The organism is Psychrobacillus sp. FSL H8-0484, from assembly GCF_038005325.1.
Classification (GTDB): Bacteria; Bacillota; Bacilli; order Bacillales_A; family Planococcaceae; genus Psychrobacillus.
The window spans coordinates 3,359,068-3,378,693 of record NZ_JBBOSZ010000001.1; the positions used below are offsets into that span (position 1 = coordinate 3,359,068).

The window sequence follows — 19,626 nt, forward strand, 5'->3', positions numbered from 1 at the left end:
TTCTTATTGAATATCCTTATTTAAGTATTCTTATACAATAAATTAATTAAAAATTCAGATATTATTTCACCAAAAAAACACCCTATAAGTGTGTCGACAACTTATAGGGTGCTTCTTTCAGTTTTCAGGATCTAATTGTTGAATTTGAAAAAGATTATAATATACACCTTTACTGTTCATTAATTCGTGGTGATTTCCTTCTTCGGCTAGCTCCCCATTTTCAATAACAAATATTTTGTCTGCATGGGTAATTGTAGAAAGTCTATGAGCTACTATAATAGTCGTACGGTTTTTTGCCAATCGCTCTAATGAATCTTGAATTAAAGATTCACTCTCTAAATCTAATGCTGAAGTAGCCTCATCTAGAACTAAAATAGTAGGATTTTTTAAAAAGACTCGTGCAATTGCTACACGCTGCTTTTGTCCTCCGGAAAGTTTTACTCCCCGTTCTCCAACCTTTGTTTCATATCCTTCTGGTAAATCCATAATAAAATCATGGGCATTAGCAGCTGTCGCAGCTTCGATAACTTCTTCGTCTGTCGCATCAGGTTTCCCCATTAATATATTCGACTTAACGGAGTCACTAAATAATATATTATCTTGTAATACAATACCTATTTGTCTTCTTAATGACTCAATTGTAATATCACGTACATCTTTCCCATCTATTCGAACGCTACCATTAGTAACATCATAAAAACGTGGAATCAGACTAATTATCGTTGATTTACCTCCGCCACTCATGCCGACAAACGCTACTGTTTCGCCAGCTTTCACACAGAAATTCATATCTTTTAGAATGGTATGTCCATCTTTTTCATACTGGAATGATACATTTGAAAACGTAACTTCTCCTGTTGCATTTTTTAATGTAGATGCTCCGTTTTTATCGACAATGTCGTATTCTTCATCCATTAATTCAAAAACACGATCCATCGATGCAAATGATTGTACTAACGTTGTAGAAGAATTAACCAAACGTCTTAAAGGACTATATAAACGTTCTATATATGCAATAAATGCAGCCATCGTTCCGACCGATAATCTTCCATTTATCGCTTCATATCCTGCATACGCTATTACGAGTAGTGGCGCGATATCCGTAATCGTATTGACAACAGCAAAGGCCTTCGCATTCCAAATAGTCTGATCGACTGCTTTATCTAAAAACTCACCGTTCGCTTCATTAAAAAGTTTTTGTTCATGCTTCTCTAATGTGAACGTTTTAATAATGCTCATTCCCTGCACACGTTCATGTAAATAACTCTGAACACCCGCTAATGCTTGCGATCTTTTTTTCGTTAAATCGCGAAGTCTCCCAAAAAAGTACTTTACACTGAATGCGTAAAATGGAAAAGCAATTAGCGTAACGATTGTTAATTTCACATTCATGGATAACATGATTCCAATTGCAATAAGAATGGTTGCTAAATCTAGCCACACATTCATTAACCCAATCATTACAAAGTTCTTGGTTTGCTCTACATCATTGATTACCCTTGAAATAACTTCCCCTGCGCGAGTATTAGAATAATATTTTAAGCTTAATTTTTGCAGATGAATGTACATTTTTTGACGAATATCGTACAGTATTTTATTACTCACTAATTGTGCCAAATATTGTCGATAATACTCAATAGGTGGACGAACGATTAGAAAGACTAACGCCGTACCTCCTAACCAATACACTAATTGCTTTATCTTCTCTGCATCAGTTAATGCTTCTGCCCCAATAATATCGTCAATCACGATTTTAATAAGGAGCGGTATAAATAAAGGTATTGCAAATTTTATGATACCTATGACAATTGTTAAAAATATTTGTAAGTTATATGGTTTAACAAATTGCATATATCGCTTCATCGAGCTCATACATTTACTTCCTTTCTAACACTGGAAAAACCTGTTGTATGTATTCAACAGGTTTTTCGTCTACTCATTCAACTTTTTATAGAAATGATAACGACTTGTCCATGCGTCTATAAAGTCAGGCGCGAACGGGCCTCTTCTTTGTTTTATCCAAGAAAGTAGTTTTTCAATATTCCGTTCTAGAATACCGTCCATTTCATCTGGATATTTCATCTCTTTTTTATGTTGTTCGTATTCGTCCTCATCCAAAATCGTGTAGGTCATATCTGGAAAAACCTTCACGTCTAAATCATAATCAATGTATTTTAGCCTTTGATTATTATAGACAAATGGTGAGCTTATGTTGATGTAGTAATACACACCATCTTCACGTAACATACAAATAATATTAAACCAATGTTCTGCATGAAAGTAACAAATAGAAGGCTCTCTTGTAATCCAGGTTCTACCATCGGCCTCTATTACAAGTGTACGTTCGTTTGCACCTATAACAATATTTTTGGTACCCTTTAAAACCATCGTCTCCTGCCAGACACGGTGGATACGGCCATTATGCTTATAGCTGTGAATTTGAATAATTTCTCCTTCTGTTGGAATCGCCATGACTTAGCCACCTTTTCATCAAGCGCAAGATTGAATTTTATACTTATTTACTTATTATAGCAATCCAAAGGAAAAAACTGTAGTAAAAAAATCAGCGAAGGCATTTTGCCTTCGCTGACTTTTGGTGAATCCATGTAATTATTTTGTTTGGTTAGAAGAATTATTTGCCCCGTTAGCTTGTTGTTTTTTCATTTCAGCTTGACGGTTCTGTTCTCTCACTTCTGTAACATCAGTTTCAGATGCAAACTCAGTGTTTTGGGGTTGCTTTTGGGATTTACCTAACTGAGATTGGCGATTTTGTTCTCTTACCTCTTGAACATTTGTTTCAGATGCAAACTCAGCATTTTTGGATGTAGAGTTTGGTCCTTTACCAAAATTCTTTTTCATGGATTTCACCTCCGCACACATATATCATGTGTACTTTAAGAAATATTATTCATTTTTTTTTTACATTTTTATCGATCGTCCACCATCAACTATAATTGTTTGACCTCTGATCATTGAGGCGTCATCCGACAATAAAAACATAGCGGTTTTCACCATATCCTCTATTTCGACCATTCTTCCTGCCGGAGTATTTACTCGTGCATCTTCTAATAATTGTTCACGATTTGGAAAATGCTTTAATGCATCTGTATCGAGTGCTCCACCAGAAACGGTGTTAACAGCAATTCCTTTTTCAGCAAGCTCTACTGCTAAGTAACGTGTAATGGATTCAATTGCAGCCTTTGATACTCCAACCGTTGTATAATTTTCTAAATAACGAATGGATCCTAGAGAACTGATTCCTAATATTTTCCCACCATCAGGCATCAGCTTAGCAGCTTCTTGCGCACCAAAAAGCATTGCTTTTGCGTTAATATTCATTGTCCAATCCCAATGTGACTCTTCTAACCCCATAATCGGACGCAATACGCCTGAAGCCGCATTGCTAACGAAGATATCTAAGCGACCAAATTCTTCTTTGATTGTTTGGAACATGGCACGAAGTTTTTCAACATCCCCAACATTTGCTCGAAGAAGAAGTGCTTTTCTTCCTAACGCTTCTATTTCTTGTACTGTTTCAAGTGCTGCTGTTTTACTTCGAGCATAATTAACAACGATATCGTATCCGTTTTTCGCAAGCTCAATGGCAAGTGCTTTGCCTAATCCTCGGCTACTTCCAGTGACTAATGCTACTTTATTTGTTGACATCATATATTTTTCCTTTCTTTCCATGCATTCCAAATCTTAATTACTGGAACAGGCATTGGTTGATTACTTACTTCTTCTTTTGTGAACCATTTACAAGGAGCTGGCAGTTCTTTCTCTGTTACTAATTCTCCTTCAAAGCTCTCCACTTCCCATACTAAATGAGAAAATATATGTTTAAAGGCTATTAATTCATTCTCTTTTTTTATCGTTATTCCATAATCGTGCGCCACTACTTCTTCTACTGTGTGAGTAGCGGTAGGAAGCTCTACCATAGGGAATTGCCACATATTCGCAAGTAATCCCTTGGATGGGCGTTTCTCCAATAAAATTTGTCCGTTATCTCTTTCTATAACAACAGCCTTCATTTTATGTAATTTCGTTTTTTTATTTATAGTTTTAATTGGTAACTCTTCTTGCTTGCCTTCAAAAAAGGCTGTGCAATATTCTCTTACTGGACAGAGTAAACATTTCGGCTTGGTTGGGGTACATATTACCGCTCCCAGCTCCATTAATCCTTGATTGAATGCAGAAGGATTATTTTCGTCTATTAACTCCATTACTGCTTCTTCAAATATTTTCTTCGTTTTTGGCTTCGCGATGTCTTCTTTTATGAATAAAAGACGAGAGAGTACTCGCATCACATTACCATCTACTGCATGCTCTGGAACGCCATATGCAATACTAAGAACAGCACCTGCTGTATAGGGTCCGACGCCTTTAAGCTTCGAAATTTCTTTCCGAGTTGATGGAACGACACTTCCGTAAGCTTCGACAACCTCTTTTACGCCTGCTTGTAAGTTGCGTGCTCGTGAATAATACCCTAAACCTTCCCATTCTTTTAAAAGCTCACCTTCTTTTGCAGTAGCAAGTGATTCAAGGGAAGGATATTTTGCGATAAATCTTTCATAATAAGGAATAACGGTATCCACTTTTGTTTGCTGGAGCATTACTTCAGAAACCCAAATTTTATAAGGATCTTTTGTTTTTCTCCAAGGTAAATCACGTTTTTCTTCTAGAAACCAGGAAACTAGTGCATCTCTAACTTGTTTTTTGTATAATTCGTTCAATGTAAGAACCTTCCTCACGATTATTGTTAACAAATACGTGGTATATAATAATAAGTACTTTGTTATCTATCCATTTTATTTTATGATGAAGATAACTTGTTGTCCAAAAAGGAGCTGGTGTAGCATGGATACAGGTACACATATCGTTATGGGTATTGCGCTTGGAGGATTAGCGTTAGCAGACCCTGTCGTAGCAAGTAGTTCCCTTACTACTACTGCAGTTATTGCAGGCACAATCATTGGTTCTCAAGCACCTGACATAGATACCGTTTTAAAGTTACGTAACAATGCAGTTTATATTCGACATCATCGTGGTATTACACATTCTATCCCAGCTGTACTTTTATGGCCATTGCTTATTTCGGGTGTTCTATGGCTCATCATACCTGAAGCAAACTTTTTACACTTATGGCTTTGGACATTTTTAGCTGTATTTTTACATGTTTTTGTAGACATTTTTAACTCGTATGGAACACAAGCATTACGGCCATTTTCTAAAAAATGGGTTGCGCTTGGCGTTATTAATACCTTTGATCCGATTATTTTCGGTATTCATGTAGTAGGTTTATTATTGTGGATGTTTGGTTTTAATCCCGTTACGACCTTTCTTATTATGTACGTCGTAATAGTCGTCTATTACATTTCCCGATTTGCCGTTCAAAGTGCTGTAAAAAATTCTGTAAAACATACACTTCCGGATGCAGAGGAAATTATTGTAGCTCCAACCATGAAGTTTTTCCAATGGAGAGTTGCCGCTATTTCAGACAAACATCATTATGTCGGAAGGGCATACGGACGATCAATAACGATTTATGATAAATTTGATCGAGTTCCCTTACCAGAGACCGCTCTAGTAAAAGCGGCATTAAAAGATAGAAACTTAAGCGCTTTTACATCCTTTTCCCCCATTTTCAGATGGGAAATTACGAAATTTGAGCATATACATGAAGTTCGATTAATTGATTTACGATATCGAAATAATGATTATTACCCCTTCGTTGCAGTTGTCCATTTAAATGAAGAACTTGAAATCCTTAACTCTTATACAGGTTGGATTTTTAGCGAGGACAAGCTTCGAAAAAAATTAGATTTTTTATCCAATTAAAATTTAGAAATGCTAGGACAAAAAAATGTCAATTCGGCAAGGACCACCACTTCGCTTTCCGTGGGCTTGGCTTCAGCCTCCTCGTCACTGCGTTCCTGCGGGGTCTTCTGCTCAAGCTGTTCCCACAGGAGTCTTCGTGGTGGTCCTTGCCATATATTCATAACCGTTTAAAAAAATACTTGTGTCGTCAAACTGATGCAATGACAAAAAATGTCCTAGCTTTTTTACTGAAGAAAATCATCCACTTCAAGGAGATGTTTATACTTTTCATTTGTACTAGCAAATTCATGAAGTTGCCCACCATAACCATCAATCCATTTTTTAATTACCATTTCAGCCACTGCTGCTCCCTTGTAATCGTAACCAGCACGCGCATAAGATGATTCAAAATCGGACCAAAGTAATTCAATCCATGCTCTAGCCTTTGATGCTGAAAGTTGCTCATTTTTTTCAAGTAATTGGTTTGTTAAAGCTTCTATTTTATGCTGCATTTTATTTTCCTTCCTTAATTGTCTCTAATAATGAAATAGGTAATGCTTCCTCGAACTTGTCTCCACCTAGACGATATCCCCATGCAAATTGACCTTTTAGATATTCTACCTGAAAAAACATACCTGGATCGCCGGTAATTCTATACATTTCTCCTGGCTTAATAGATGCAGGATCTATTAAAAACGCTTGTGCCATCGTTGCTTTCCGTTCATATACAGCATATTCATTTACAATGCCTAGCTGTTCTGCTTTTCGTGCTTTCTCTTTTAAATTAGCAATTTCTGTTCTAAGCTCTTGCTCAGTCATCTGACTATATTTTTTTTCATTCATCTTGTTGTTCCAGCTCCTTCTTTTCTATATAAAGATCGATATGCTCAGCAGGAAATCCTTTTAGATATAGTGCTTGTTTCACACGCCTTCTCAGATCATAACTGCTATATTTGGAAGCATACTTTCTCCATATTTTATCGCCTTGTATAGCAATGATTGCTTCCCATTCTTCCTCTTCTTTTTCCAGTTCAAATGAGTCAATTGCTTGGGATATAATCGTAAAGTTATATCCTTTTCTTTGTAAAGTATCTTGTACTTTTTGTTTTATTTGTCTAGGAGTCTTACTCTGGTATTGATTAATAATTTTTTCTGTTAGGGTTCGAGCAATTGTTAGCTGTTCTTCTTCCGAATAAGAAGCCAATACTTCTTCGGTTAAATCCTTTTCAATCCCTTTATTCTTTAGTTCTTGTCGAATTGCTCCGGGCCCTTTTTTGCTATTTTTCTTTTGAGTTTCTATTAATGCTTTTGAAAAGTTTTCGTCATTTAAAAAACCATGCTCATATAATTTTCGAATTGCCTCTAGAATGACGGCTTCTCCATACTCACTCATTAATAGTTTTTGTTTCACTTCATGTTCACTTCTCATACGGTAACTCAAAAAGTTAATCGCTTTATTATAAGCCTTTCTCACTTCATCATCAAAAACGATTTCATCTAGTGTGAAAGCCTCTATTACTTTTCCTTTTGTAAGCTGATATTTTATTAATACTGCTTCATCCACACTAAACGCATACTTTTCATCTAAATATATATTATACCGTTCATTATTGTTTTTTTGACGACCTATTCTTGTAATAATCGGCATTTAGACATCTCCATTCATCTTTCTTCAATTATAACGTATATCTTCGTAGGTGATAAATGATTGGACTGCTATTATATTGATAAAAGGGGAGGTTGGAAAATATGAAAATAGCAATTACAGGAGGAACTGGTTTTGTAGGAAGAGCATTAACGGAACTATTGATGCAAAGAGGACACGACGTTTTAATTTTATCTCGGTCAGCTAATAAAAATACAGACAACGTAGCTATTATTAACTGGTTAACAAATAATGCTCAGCCTGAAAAGGATTTAGAAGGTATAGACGCCATTGTGAATTTAGCAGGAGAATCTATAAATAATGGCAGATGGACAGAAGCGCAAAAAAAGAAAATTTATGAGAGTCGTATGCGAGCAACAGATGAGATTCTTCGAATAGTAAATGCTTTACACCATAAACCCAAAGTTCTTGTGAACGCAAGCGCAATTGGCATTTATCCAGCCTCCAACGAGAGAATATATACAGAACAATCTACGATTATTGGAACAGACTTTCTAGCAAAAACCGTAGATGATTGGGAACAAAAAGCAAAGCTAGCAGAGCAATTAGGCATCCGCGTAGCTTTTGGTAGATTTGGAATCATTCTTGGAAAAAGCGAAGGCGCACTGCCTCTCATGGCTCTTCCATATAAAATGTTTGTTGGAGGTCCAGTGGGTGCCGGTCAAAACTGGATGTCGTGGGTTCATGTGGAAGACGTAGCGAATGCACTTCTTTTTGCAATCGAACACGATATACATGGCGCTTTTAATGTGGCTGCTCCCAATGCAAAAAAAATGAGTGATTTTGGTAAATCTTTAGCTAAAGTTTTAAAACGCCCGCATTACTTCCCTATTCCTTCTTTCGCCTTAAAATTTGCACTCGGCGAGAAAAGTCAACTCGTACTAGAGGGTCAACATGTCATTCCAGAAGTGTTAAAAGAAAAAGGATTTGCTTTTAAATTTCCTGACCTAACCAGTGCTTTAACTGATATTTATACATGAATAAACAAACCTTAATGGCGCAACCTACTAAAAAAAGAAAGGTTGCGTTTTTATGTGGAAACACCATATTGTTGGTATCGTTTTAGCAGCATTAATAATAAGTATTGGCTTCTCGTATCAGCCGTTCTCAGCTCAAGGAAAAGAAATTCATTGGGGATTAAAAAGGGCTACAAATGAAAAACAAGCAGAAGCTGGTGCAGAGCTCGATGCTTTACTCGAAAAACATGGAGCTATTTACAAAGGACCTGCGGATAAAAAAGTACTCTACTTAACGTTTGATAATGGATACGAAAACGGTTATACGGAAAGCATTCTAGATACATTAAAGACCGAGAAAATTAAAGCTACATTCTTTTTAACAGGTCATTATTTAGAAAGTGCAACTCCGCTTGTCAAACGGATGATAGAGGATGGGCACCAGATTGGCAACCATTCATATGGGCATCCCAATTTAGCGAGACTTTCTAAAGATGAAATTAAAAAAGAACTGCAGAAATTTGATAATCGCTTAAAGGAGCTTACTTCATTAGAAAGAACAACCGTCACTCGACCACCTGAAGGTATTTTTAATGAGCAAGTGCTAGAGGCGGCAAATGAAATTGGGCACCAACACTTCTTTTGGTCAATTGCTTTTATTGATTGGCATAGAGATCAGAAAAAAGGTGGGAAATACGCCTATGATCAATTAATGTCACAAATTCACCCTGGAGCTATTATTTTAATGCATACTGTTTCACCTGATAATGCAGAAGGGCTACCTTCATTTATCAAAGATGCAAGAAAAATGGGATATACATTTGGAACACTAAATGATTTAAACATGAATAAACTGGATATTCCGCTTTCTTTTCTTCCTCGGTAATCTCCTTTATAATAGAAAGATGATTGTAAAGGACGTGAAAGAATGAAAGAACAAGATACAATTCAAGTGGGACAACAATTCCCTTTAACGATTAAAAGACTAGGAATTAATGGAGAAGGCGTTGGCTTTTTCAAGCGCAGTGCTGTATTTGTAAAAGGTGCATTACCTGGGGAGATAATTACTGCAGAGGTAACGGCAGCAAAGCCAAAATACGCAGAAGCAACGATCAAAAAAATCCGACAAGCTTCTCCACACCGAGTAAATCCTCCATGCTCTATTTATGAAGCTTGTGGTGGTTGTCAACTTCAACATATGACATACGAAAGACAGCTTATTGAAAAGAGAGATTTGGTCATTCAAGCACTGGAACGTTACGTGAAAGATTTAGCTCCAACTATTGAAGTGAAACAAACAATGGGCATGGACAATCCTTGGCATTATCGCAACAAAAGTCAATTTCAAGTAAGAGAACTAGGAGACAATGTGATTGCAGGCTTGTATGCCGAAGAATCTAACATGTTAGTCGACATTAACGAATGTTCCGTACAACATCCTGTTACAACACATATTACAAATGAAATAAAAAAATATTTACAAGAACTAAACATCTCTATTTACGATGGTAGAAATTCTAAAGGAGTCGTCCGTACCATTGTCGTTCGAACTGGTTTGAAAACCGGGCAAATACAAGTAACACTAGTTACAACACAAAAGAAAATGCACCATAAAGAAGAACTAGTGCAAAAAATACGAGCAATAGATCCTAATATTGTGTCCATCAGTCAGAATATAAATGCAGAAGATACCTCGCTTATTTTTGGTGACACTACATTTAACTTGCATGGGAAAGAAACGATTCATGAAAAACTTGGAGAACTTGCTTTTGACTTATCAGCTCGAGCATTCTTCCAGTTGAATCCGGAGCAAACTGGGCATCTGTATAACGAAATCGAAAAGGCTGCTGCACTTACAGGACAAGAAACAGTAGTAGATGCTTATTGTGGAGTTGGAACCATTGGACTTTGGCTTGCAAAAAATGCAAAAGAAGTTCGGGGTATGGATATTGTGGAAGAATCAATTAAAGATGCGAAAAGAAATGCAAAACGCAATGGATTCAGCAACACAAAATATGTGCACGGTACGGCGAAGCAATGGCTACAAAAGTGGAAAAACGAAGGCTTCGTTCCAGATGTATTAACAGTAGATCCACCACGTGCTGGTCTGGATGATGAATTATTAAAAACAATCTTAGATATCAAGCCAAAACGTTTTGTTTACACATCTTGCAACCCTTCGACACTTGCAAAAGATTTAGAAGCCTTATCAAAAGTTTATGAAATTAAATACATTCAACCAGTAGATATGTTTCCTCAAACAGCTCATGTTGAAGCCGTTACCTTGTTGGAATTAAAATAATAAATTTCTCCCCCCTAAAATCAGAAATTGAATTTAGGGGGGTCTCTTTTACTGTTAATCCTATTAACTTTGCAAGTTCAAATAATGGGTAGAATTTGGGTAATTATTTACATCCAAAAATCCAAAATGATGATAAAACGCAGCAGCTTGCACTGTATCTGTATGTAACACTAATACGTTAAAATATTTCCTTGCTTCCGTAATTATTTCATTTAACAATAATGTCCCTACAGCCCTTCTACGAAATTCTTTTGCTACATAAAACCTTCTCAGTCTTCCAACTTTTTGATCATCAGAAAAAGGGTCCAAATTAAGTCCACCTATAGCTATAAGTACTCCTTGCTTTGTATAAACACCAAATAAACATTCCCCAGCCCTATGGAAAGTATTTGTACCATCTTCATAATCAATCATTAGTCTTTCTAGAAAGCGAAACCCCTCTTTCTTACTTTCTTTTATTAAATGGAATAGATCTTTTGTAACTAAGGTATCTATTCTTCTCACTTTAAATGTTTCCATTTTTTCACCTCGAAATGTAGAAATATTATACTAAAGGCTTTTTACCTTTATCCTCGATTCTCTCGTTTTTGTGCGTTATTATTTAATGATAAGCTAATATTTTAATAAGAGAGAATGGTGATGTCATGTTTCAAGGAAAAGTTTTTGTCATAACTGGTGGAGCTAACGGGATTGGCAGATGTCTTGTGGAAGAGTTTTCTAAGCTTGGAGGCACCATTGCTTTTGTAGATAAAGATGCGGCCACTGGGCAAAAAGTACACGCTTCCTTATCTGGCAATCATTTATTTTTCTCTGGAGATATTGCTAAAAAAGAAGATATCGAATTATTTACAAATCAAGTGATACAACAATACGGATGTATCGATTTCTTAATAAATAATGCGGGTTTCAGTAATAAAGGAATATTAAGCGATTGTAGCTATGAAGATTTTAATGAAATATTGCAAGTTGGAATAACTGCTCCCTATATGCTGACAAAGCTGTTCCAATCTCACTTTAACAAACATGCAGCTATCATCAATATGACGTCTACGAGAGCATTTATGTCTCAGGCAGATACAGAAAGTTACAGTGCAGCAAAGGGAGGCATATCTGCGCTAACCCATGCACTTTCAATTAGCTTAGCGGGAAAAGTCAGAGTAAACGCTATTAGCCCTGGTTGGATTGACACGAGTGCTTATCATGAAAATGGAGAAACCTATAAATCGTCTGCAGAAGATCACCTACAACATCCTTCCAAGCGAATTGGGACTCCAACTGACATCGCAAGAGCTGCCATTTTCTTATGTGATCCAAACAATGATTTCATTAATGGTGAAACAATAACTATTGATGGAGGCATGTCCAAACTAATGATTTATAACGATGATGGCGGCTGGAGATACAAAAAATAATGGCACTATTATATCGAGGGTTATCTATCAAATAGCCGCTAAGAGAATTTAGCGCTTTGGCATTCGCTTTCCTCAGGCGAGGGACGAGCCTCCTCGGGCCAACACGATGTTGGTCATGCCAAAGTCATACATTGACTGAGAGATGGTCCCTTTTCTAATGTATTGATTTCCGTTCCAGACGGACGCTTTCCGCGGGCATGGCTTTAGTCTCCTCAGGCCAACACGATGTTGGTCACGAAGGCGTTGCCACACGAGGTGGCGTTCTTAGCCTTCGTTCCTATGTTCGCTCCTGCGGGGCCTTCAGCTCATGCACCTGCCGCTTCGCTTTCGGTGCAGAAAACATTTGCTATTCCCGCTGGAGTCGCCGTCTTTCACTACAATCAATTGCCTACAAAAAATAGTATTTTTAATAAAAAGTATACAAAAAACAGGTGTAGAAAAAGACTCGTTTTCTACACTTCTTTAATTTATGGGCTTATTAGACCCCTTTTACTTTAATAATAGAGTTAATTTCATAAATAATACTTTGTCATTACAATACGAACATTTATCATATCGTTGATGAAGCGGCAGACGGCGACTCCAGCGGGATGAGTGAGACAGATAAGACATCACATGCGACGCGTAGTGGCGGTGATGGCTTATCGCTCACCCCGCGGAAAGCGTCCGCCTATAGCGGGCACATGGGGTGAATTCTTTCTCCTTAATTTCTCTTAAAATACTGTAACCTATCCTTAACTATTCAAGTTACTCAGAGGGCTTATTGCATTACTTTTTACAAAAGATTGAAGTGGATTTAAAAAGGTGGTTATTTATTCACTAGCTCTTTCTTATCCAATAAACCAACCATTAAAGTTACCCCTGCTACAATTGGAACAATTACATCAAAAGAAGAATTCATCCAAAATGGAATTGGTACGGAAAAAGAATTAGTATATTGAATGATTGTGATAAGAACAGGAAAATATAAGGTAATGATGAGACTTGGAACTGTGATGCATAGAATGATTGCGGGATTCCACTTAATCGACCATCCTTTGACAAAAAGTAATGCTAGGTAAATGCCAAATACAAAAGGAGCGATGGATCGAATCCAAATAACGGGTAGCATGTTAAAAGTGGTGGCTGAAATGTTCCTTGCTCGCATTTCAATTTGGCTACTAATATATAAAAATACAAATAAACCGACAAGCCATAGTATTTTCCATACAAATTTCGAGTACTTTGAATCCATTTTAACTCCCCCTCAAATTTTTACATTTTCATTTCATTATAACCATAATATGTTAGGTGGTATATAATTGATTAAAAATTCAGTAATCTATAGAGTGCAATTTTGTTTTCCGAAATCATCAAAAGAGAGCGAACCCCATGAAGAAGGGCTCGCTCTCTTTTAAATTATATTATTCTAGTTATATGCACCATGCTGTAGCTTCAGATTAAACGTCTGTTTTTATGAGGATTGGAAATAAAAATAATTATCGACAGTATGCCGAGTAGGATTGCGATCAGTACTAAAAAACTTATTCCTTCAAAAAATTGAATAAAAAGACCGCCCAAAAATGGTCCTGAAAGACTACCCATACTAAAAGATATGCCACATATTAAATTACCTGTTGGAAGTAGTTCTTTCGGTGTTAAGTCTGCCATATACGTAATTCCAAGAGAAAAAGTGGAACCAACAAATGAACCCGCAATAAAAAATAAAATACCGATTGCTAATGCAGATGTTTCAAAGAAGCTTGCTGCTCCAAATGTTACTGCCCCTAGCCCTAACATGATGATAAGTACTTTTCTTCTCCCAATTTGGTCACTCAATACGCCAAGAGGTAGTTGAGAAACAACCCCTCCCATCGAAAAGGCTGCTAGTATATAGGACAAATCGGTGATTTCTATTGCATTGCGTAATGCATATACCGGATAAATAGCGTTTAAAGATGACTCTAAAAAGCCATAACTAAATGGTGGAATAAAAGCGACCCAAGCTACAGCAAAAGCTGTACCAAATCGTTTCCACGTTCCTGAATAAGCCGTGTTCCCTTTTATGATTTCCGGTTTTTCATTTTTAATAAAAAACACAAGTATCCAAGCGCATAAACAAAGAATACTGGATATAATAAAAGGTAACCCTTCAAAAATCTCGACGAGTTGAACAAATAATGGTCCGACCGCAAACCCAACTCCAAATGATAATCCATAAATAGCTATATTTCGCCCTAATCGATTCTGAGGAGAAAAACTCGTTATCCATGTTTGTGTAGAAAAATGCAACGCATGGTCACCGATTCCGATTAATAATCGTAATATAAACCAGAACGCAACACTTTTCCAAAGAGGGAAAAGCATTAAGGATACAATAACAGTTAGTCCCCCTATAATGATAATGGGCTTATAGCCAAATTTTCGTAGAGGGCGTTCCATAAATGGTGAAATTAATAATGTACCTATGTATAAACCAGTCGCACTTAGCCCATTAATTGTCGCACTTACTCCGTCTTGCTCAAAGATGACAGAGATGAGCGGTAAAAGCATACCCTGTGAAAATCCAGATATTGATACAATCAAAACTAAAATTCTAAAACGATTTCGTTCAACTTTTGTAAACTGCTGCATGGTAGCTACCTCTTCTGTTGTTTTCAAAATTATTGATATTCATTAGTTTATCAAAGGTTCATCTTATTTAATAGGTTCTGTTAAACGATTATGATGTAACCTACCGAAAAACCGCTTGCTTTCCTGCTAACCAACAGCCAAGCCAACTCCGGGTAACAGAATGTTGGTCACAACCCTTTCTGCGTCGAATCGCGGAGCCGAGAGAAGCAAATCCATTGCACCATGGATGTGGAGGATTTAGGATTTGTTCCTAAGCTTGTTACAGGGTCTTGGCAACCCGTTTTTCCGAAGGAGTCTAACAGAGTTTCGTCCCTAAAACGACAACCTATTTTAACAGGGGCATTTAATATATAAATTGACACAACAAAAGGCTCAGTCAATATCTGTATAAGATAGGACTGAACCTTTAAATATAACTATTCTCCTTGTGAGTACTCATAATTGCATTTGCGGCAGTCTTGCCGGTGAAATGTCTGAACCCCCTCCTTCTACTGGTTGAATGGTTTCGACTATTCACTACGGCCTCCTTTCTATGTATGCGTTAAAGTAACTTTAACACATAAACAGAATAATGTAAATATTCTAAATACAACAATAAGTAAAATAACTCTTTGGACCTATCTTTTCTTTTTATTTTCCTTTATCCTTAATATATAAAGTGAGGTGTTTTTCTGTGGGTAAACAAATTTCAAATCCAGAACAACAAGTATCTTATTTAAAAGATCGATTACAAATGTTTTTAGAAGTATTAGATACAATTGAACCTGAAACGACTGAATTAGAAGATATAGACCGCCTTATTCAAATGATGGATGATTTAGAACTTAAAATGGATCAGTTTAAAAATTCAAAAGAATAGATCTCAGATCGTTTAGAAGTGTTTATAATTTTGTGACGAGTTTGAGAAGAAATCCTAGAGTGGCTTAAGAGCCACTCTTTTTTTCATTTATAGAAAAGAGTATACTAATAGAGTTATTACTTACATAGCTAAAGGAGCACACATATAATGCAATTGGACCAATTAGAAAAAAGTATTTATGAATTAGTAACTGAAACATCAACGAACTTACCAAAAGACGTTCGACGTGCAATTAAGAAAGCAAAAGCTGCAGAAAACGCTGGAACTCGCGCAGCGATGAGTTTAGATACGATCACAAATAATATACAAATGGCAGACGATAATGTCTCACCAATTTGCCAAGATACTGGCTTACCTACTTTCAAGATTAAAACACCAATTGGCGTCAATCAGCTTGAAATAAAAGCTGCGATTAAACGTGCAATTGTCGCTGCTACTAAGGATGCGAAGCTTCGTCCGAACTCTGTTGACTCATTAACTGGAGCAAACAGTGGCGATAACCTAGGTGAAGGTGTCCCAGTAATGAAATTTGAGCAATGGGAAAACGACTATATTGAAATGAAGCTTATTTTAAAGGGTGGCGGTTGTGAAAACAAAAATATTCAATATAGCTTACCAACTGAACTGGAAGGCTTAGGTCGTGCAGGTCGTGACTTAGACGGAATTCGTAAATGTATTTTACACTCTGTCTACCAAGCCCAAGGGCAAGGTTGTTCCGCTGGGTTCATCGGAGTAGGTATTGGTGGAGATCGTTCTTCTGGATATGATTTAGCGAAAGAGCAATTATTCCGATCAGTTGAGGATACTAATCCAAATGTAGAACTTGCAAAACTAGAAGAGTATATTGTAGAAAAAGCAAACACACTAGGAATAGGTACGATGGGATTCGGCGGAGAAGCAACTTTACTAGGTTGTAAAATTGGCGTTATGCACCGTATTCCAGCAAGCTTCTACGTGTCAGTAGCATACAACTGTTGGGCATACCGTCGTATGGCGATCAATATCAATCCAACTACTGGTGAAATTATGGAATGGCATTACCAAGACGGAGAAAAAATTGAGTTTAAAGAAGACTCAAAAGAAGAAGCACCTCAAAAAGTGGTAGAACTTCAAGCTCCTATTACCGAAGAACAAATTCGTGCGCTACAAGTTGGAGATGTTGTCTCGATCACAGGTCGCATGTATACTGGCCGTGATGCTATTCATCACCATTTAATGAGCCATGATGCACCAGTTGATTTAAACGGACAAATTATTTATCACTGTGGTCCAGTTATGCAAAAAGATGATGAAGGCAATTGGCATGTACGCGCTGCTGGTCCAACTACTTCGATTCGGGAGGAACCATATCAAGGAGATATTATGAAGAAATTCGGTATCCGTGCGGTTATTGGTAAAGGTGGTATGGGACCAAAAACACTTGCTGCACTTTCTGAACATGGTGGTGTTTACTTAAATGCAATCGGCGGCGCAGCTCAGTACTATGCAGACTGCATTAAAGGTGTAGAAGGCGTTGATTTAATGGAATTTGGTATTCCAGAAGCAATGTGGCATTTACGAGTTGAGAAATTTACTGCAGTTGTAACGATGGACTCTCATGGTAACAGCTTACATGCTGATGTAGATAAATCTTCGTTAGAAAAATTATCTGCGTACAAAGAACGTGTATTTAATTAATTTTAATTTGTTGACGTAACAACTCCTCTAGATTATAATAATTATAAATTAATATTAACTATAAAAACTGGATCTTCTCTTGTAGAAATCCAGTTTTAGTCTATTTTACCGAGTATTAATAGTGAATATCATTATCAAGGAGGAAATTACATGTCAACTATTCAAATACACGAAGATGAGAAACCATCATTTTTAAAATCGCTACTTCCCCATATTGAATTATTCGCTGCACTTTTTTCTGGTGGATTAATTTTAGTAGCATGGGGGCTTGGAAGATCCGATTATGAAACAGCCTCTATCGTTTTTTATTTGTTAGCATTTGTTATTGGTGGATTTGCTAAGGCAAAAGAAGGTTTGGAGGCAACTATACAAGAAAAAGAGTTAAACGTGGAAATGCTTATGATATTAGCCGCTATTGGTTCATCCATTATAGGATACTGGACTGAGGGTGCTATATTAATCTTTATCTTTGCTTTAAGCGGTGCATTAGAGACGTATACAATGAATAAGAGCAGAAAAGAAATTTCATCACTGATGAAGCTTCAACCTGAAGAGGCGTGGAGATTAAATAGTGATGGTTCCTCAACTCGTGTTTCAGTAAGCGATCTTTTTTTAGGTGACCAATTAGTTGTGAGACCTGGAGAAAGAATACCTGCGGACGGAAAAATTATTAGTGGCACTACAGCAATTGATGAATCCGCAATTAGCGGCGAGTCAATCCCAGTTTTTAAACAATCAACTGACGAGTTATTCGCTGGTACAGTAAACATTAGCGGTGCCATTACAATGGAAATGACAAAAGCAAATGAAGACACGCTTTTCCAAAAGATCATTAATCTTGTACTAAGCGCACAAGATGAAAAATCACCAGCACAGCAATTCATCGAAAGATTTGAAGGTAGGTATGTAAAACTAGTCTTAGTTACAGTTGGTTTGATGATGTTCCTGCCGCATTATTTACTAGGATGGGACTGGAATACAACTTTCTATCGAGCAATGGTTTTATTAGTTGTTGCTTCGCCTTGTGCACTTGTCGCAGCTATTATGCCTGCGACGCTAGCAGCCATTTCAAATGGTGCAAAAAGTGGTATTTTGTTTAAAGGTGGTATGCATTTAGAAAACGTAAGTGAAATGAAAGCAATCGCATTTGATAAAACAGGTACTTTAACACAAGGAAAACCAATCGTAACCGATTTCTTTGTACGGGAAGATTTGGATTACTTAACTACATTAACAACGTTAGCTACCATAGAAGCACAATCTAATCACCCACTTGCACAAGCAATTACTTCCTATGCTAAGTCGGAAGGTATTGATCAATTACCACTTCTTCATATAGAAGATAAACCAGGATTTGGTTTACAAGCTATAATTGATGAACAAACGATTTTAGTTGGTAAACCTGAATTTGTTAATAAAGAGGATGCTTTCTCGTTCTATGATGGAATTGCAGCAGCTCTTGCTGATGAAGGAAAAACGGTTATCTTTATGCGAGATGAAAAAGGAATTGCAGCTGCCGCAGCCTTAAAAGATACAGTGCGTGAAGAAGCTAAAGATGCGATTAAACTCTTGCAATCTTTAGGAATTAAAACCGTAATGCTTACTGGTGACAATGAAAAAACAGCCAAAGTAATTGCAAAAGAAGCGGGTATTGATCAATACATTGCAGAATGTCTTCCTGAAACAAAAGTGAAGCATATGAAAGAACTGTTGGAGGAGCATAAATTTGTAGGTATGGTCGGAGATGGTATTAATGATGCTCCTGCACTTGCGACCGCTACGACAGGCTTTGCAATGGGAGAAGGAACCGATGTAGCACTAGAAACTGCAGATGTCGTATTGATGAAGAACGATTTATCGAAAATTGCGTATGCAGTGAAAATGTCACGTAAAATGCAGCGTATAGTAAAACAAAATATCGTATTCTCTATTTCTATTATTGCCGTCTTAATCATTTCCAACTTCCTACAAGTCGTCGACTTACCACTAGGTGTTATTGGCCATGAAGGAAGTACAATCTTAGTTATTCTAAATGGTTTAAGAATGTTAAATAGAAATATATAAAGGGGTTGACCCTAAAGTCATACACTGACTGAGTGATGGTCCCTTTTCCAATGTATTGATTTCCGTTTCCAGACGGACGCTTTCCGCGGGCATGGCTTCAGTCTCCTCGTCGCTTTCGCTCCTGCGGGGCCTTCAGCTCATGCTATTCCCGCTGGAATCGCCGTCTTTCTCTACAATCAATTGCCTACAAAAAATAGTAGTTTTAATAAAAAGTATACAAAAAACAGGTGTAGAAAAAGACTCGTTTTTCTACACCTGCT

General features: G+C 36.9%; 19 protein-coding genes. 8 read left to right on the plus strand and 11 right to left on the minus strand.

Features of this window, described 5'->3' with window-relative positions; genetic code table 11:
* Positions 1-117: 117 nt before the first annotated feature.
* From MHH81_RS16530 to mutY, 5 genes are all read right to left on the minus strand, one after another.
* Positions 118-1,872 carry an ABC transporter ATP-binding protein gene (locus tag MHH81_RS16530; protein ID WP_340923234.1) on the minus strand — a complete coding sequence of 585 codons (1,755 nt, stop codon included), beginning with the start codon at positions 1,870-1,872 and terminating at the stop codon, positions 118-120.
* Between the two features lie 60 nt (positions 1,873-1,932).
* Positions 1,933-2,472, minus strand: coding sequence for a nucleoside tri-diphosphate phosphatase (gene ntdP, locus MHH81_RS16535; RefSeq protein ID WP_340923237.1), 540 nt, complete (start codon positions 2,470-2,472; stop codon positions 1,933-1,935).
* A gap of 138 nt (positions 2,473-2,610) precedes the next feature.
* Positions 2,611-2,859, minus strand: a complete 249-nt coding sequence (locus MHH81_RS16540; protein WP_340923240.1) for a gamma-type small acid-soluble spore protein — start codon at positions 2,857-2,859, stop codon at positions 2,611-2,613.
* A gap of 60 nt (positions 2,860-2,919) precedes the next feature.
* Positions 2,920-3,666 carry an enoyl-[acyl-carrier-protein] reductase FabL gene (gene fabL, locus MHH81_RS16545; protein ID WP_340925293.1) on the minus strand — a complete coding sequence of 249 codons (747 nt, stop codon included), beginning with the start codon at positions 3,664-3,666 and terminating at the stop codon, positions 2,920-2,922.
* The gene (mutY, locus tag MHH81_RS16550) at positions 3,666-4,733 is read right to left on the minus strand and encodes an A/G-specific adenine glycosylase (RefSeq protein WP_340923242.1); all 1,068 of its coding nucleotides are present in this window, start codon (positions 4,731-4,733) and stop codon (positions 3,666-3,668) included. The genes fabL and mutY overlap by 1 nt, the downstream gene beginning before the upstream one ends.
* A gap of 124 nt (positions 4,734-4,857) precedes the next feature.
* Here mutY and MHH81_RS16555 point away from each other — a divergent pair, with 124 nt between their 5' ends.
* Positions 4,858-5,838 carry a metal-dependent hydrolase gene (locus tag MHH81_RS16555; protein ID WP_340923246.1) on the plus strand — a complete coding sequence of 327 codons (981 nt, stop codon included), beginning with the start codon at positions 4,858-4,860 and terminating at the stop codon, positions 5,836-5,838.
* Between the two features lie 224 nt (positions 5,839-6,062).
* Here MHH81_RS16555 and MHH81_RS16560 read toward each other — a convergent pair whose 3' ends face one another.
* The 3 genes from MHH81_RS16560 to recX are packed head-to-tail and all read right to left on the minus strand — an operon-like array spanning position 6,063 to position 7,465.
* Positions 6,063-6,329 carry a YfhJ family protein gene (locus tag MHH81_RS16560; protein ID WP_340923248.1) on the minus strand — a complete coding sequence of 89 codons (267 nt, stop codon included), beginning with the start codon at positions 6,327-6,329 and terminating at the stop codon, positions 6,063-6,065.
* 1 nt (position 6,330) lies between these two features.
* Complete coding sequence (locus tag MHH81_RS16565; RefSeq protein WP_340923251.1) at positions 6,331-6,660, minus strand: YfhH family protein; 330 nt, start codon at positions 6,658-6,660, stop codon at positions 6,331-6,333.
* A complete protein-coding gene (gene recX, locus MHH81_RS16570) occupies positions 6,653-7,465 on the minus strand; it encodes a recombination regulator RecX (protein ID WP_340923253.1) in 813 nt (270 codons plus the stop codon). The genes MHH81_RS16565 and recX overlap by 8 nt, the downstream gene beginning before the upstream one ends.
* Before the next feature lie 101 nt (positions 7,466-7,566).
* On the opposite strand from recX, the gene MHH81_RS16575 reads away from it, so the two are divergent.
* Genes MHH81_RS16575 through rlmD form a run of 3 tightly spaced genes read left to right on the plus strand, consistent with a single transcriptional unit; the run spans position 7,567 to position 10,741 of the window.
* Positions 7,567-8,463 carry a TIGR01777 family oxidoreductase gene (locus tag MHH81_RS16575; RefSeq protein WP_340923255.1) on the plus strand — a complete coding sequence of 299 codons (897 nt, stop codon included), beginning with the start codon at positions 7,567-7,569 and terminating at the stop codon, positions 8,461-8,463.
* 52 nt (positions 8,464-8,515) lie between these two features.
* Positions 8,516-9,325 (plus strand): polysaccharide deacetylase family protein, encoded by an 810-nt coding sequence (locus MHH81_RS16580; protein ID WP_340923258.1) that lies wholly within the window; start codon positions 8,516-8,518, stop codon positions 9,323-9,325.
* 42 nt (positions 9,326-9,367) lie between these two features.
* Positions 9,368-10,741 carry a 23S rRNA (uracil(1939)-C(5))-methyltransferase RlmD gene (gene rlmD, locus MHH81_RS16585; protein WP_340923262.1) on the plus strand — a complete coding sequence of 458 codons (1,374 nt, stop codon included), beginning with the start codon at positions 9,368-9,370 and terminating at the stop codon, positions 10,739-10,741.
* Positions 10,742-10,804: 63 nt separating this feature from the next.
* Here rlmD and MHH81_RS16590 read toward each other — a convergent pair whose 3' ends face one another.
* Complete coding sequence (locus tag MHH81_RS16590; protein ID WP_340923265.1) at positions 10,805-11,260, minus strand: GNAT family N-acetyltransferase; 456 nt, start codon at positions 11,258-11,260, stop codon at positions 10,805-10,807.
* Between the two features lie 125 nt (positions 11,261-11,385).
* Between MHH81_RS16590 and MHH81_RS16595 the strand changes: the two genes are divergently transcribed.
* On the plus strand, positions 11,386-12,153 hold the full coding sequence (locus tag MHH81_RS16595) for an SDR family oxidoreductase (protein ID WP_340923268.1): 768 nt from the start codon (positions 11,386-11,388) through the stop codon (positions 12,151-12,153).
* A gap of 808 nt (positions 12,154-12,961) precedes the next feature.
* Here the strand turns inward: MHH81_RS16595 and MHH81_RS16600 are convergent.
* Together MHH81_RS16600 and MHH81_RS16605 are read right to left on the minus strand one after the other, a co-directional pair.
* On the minus strand, positions 12,962-13,387 hold the full coding sequence (locus MHH81_RS16600; RefSeq protein WP_340923271.1) for a hypothetical protein: 426 nt from the start codon (positions 13,385-13,387) through the stop codon (positions 12,962-12,964).
* Positions 13,388-13,587: 200 nt separating this feature from the next.
* Positions 13,588-14,766, minus strand: a complete 1,179-nt coding sequence (locus MHH81_RS16605) for an MFS transporter (protein ID WP_340923274.1) — start codon at positions 14,764-14,766, stop codon at positions 13,588-13,590.
* Between the two features lie 673 nt (positions 14,767-15,439).
* Here MHH81_RS16605 and MHH81_RS16610 point away from each other — a divergent pair.
* The 3 genes from MHH81_RS16610 to MHH81_RS16620 all read left to right on the plus strand — a co-directional run bounded on the left by MHH81_RS16610 (position 15,440) and on the right by MHH81_RS16620 (position 19,366).
* Positions 15,440-15,625, plus strand: coding sequence for an SE1561 family protein (locus MHH81_RS16610; protein WP_340923276.1), 186 nt, complete (start codon positions 15,440-15,442; stop codon positions 15,623-15,625).
* Positions 15,626-15,772: 147 nt separating this feature from the next.
* On the plus strand, positions 15,773-17,302 hold the full coding sequence (locus MHH81_RS16615) for a fumarate hydratase (protein ID WP_340923278.1): 1,530 nt from the start codon (positions 15,773-15,775) through the stop codon (positions 17,300-17,302).
* 150 nt (positions 17,303-17,452) lie between these two features.
* The gene (locus MHH81_RS16620; protein ID WP_340923280.1) at positions 17,453-19,366 is read left to right on the plus strand and encodes a heavy metal translocating P-type ATPase; all 1,914 of its coding nucleotides are present in this window, start codon (positions 17,453-17,455) and stop codon (positions 19,364-19,366) included.
* Positions 19,367-19,626: the final 260 nt, after the last annotated feature.